Source organism: Amycolatopsis thailandensis (assembly GCF_002234405.1).
Lineage (GTDB): Bacteria > Actinomycetota > Actinomycetes > Mycobacteriales > Pseudonocardiaceae > Amycolatopsis > Amycolatopsis thailandensis.
The window spans coordinates 1-504 of the sequence record NZ_NMQT01000394.1 but is presented as its reverse complement, the minus strand read 5'-3'; the positions used below and the strand labels follow the sequence as shown (position 1 = coordinate 504).

General features: G+C 68.7%; 1 protein-coding gene. It reads right to left on the bottom strand.

Annotation, left to right across the window (positions count from 1 at the left end; translation table 11 throughout):
- Positions 1-504 (bottom strand): ABC transporter permease (locus tag CFP71_RS43105; RefSeq protein ID WP_143267353.1); only part of this gene is annotated, 504 nt, incomplete at both ends.

Genomic DNA, 504 nt, shown 5'->3' with positions numbered 1-504 from the left:
AGCGTGAGCACGAACAACGCGGTCTGCCCGATGACCAGCACGGTCAGCGGCAGCACCAGCGCGGGCACCGCCGTCGCCGGATCGGTGAACAGGTTTTCGTAGCCGCTGGACGGGAACCAGCGCAGCGTCACCGAGAACACCAGCACGAGCATCAGGGAGATCCAGAAGTCCGGCATCGCCATGCCGAGCGCCGAAAGCCGGTCCAGCGCGCGGGCCACCGGGTTGCGCGGCGACACCGCCTGCCAGGAGGTGATCGTGACCGAAAGGAAGAAGCTGATCACCGTGGACAGCACGGCCAGGGTCAGCGTCGGCAGGATGTGGTCGGCGACCACGCCCAGCACCGGCGCGTGATAGGTGATCGACGTGCCGAAGTCGCCGTGCAGCACGTTCCCGGCCCAGCTGAGGTACTGCTCCCACAAGGGGCCGTTCAGCCCCATGCTCTCCCGCAGTGCGTCCACATCGGACGGTCGCGCGGTCGGGCCGAGGATGGCCTGCGCCGGGTCG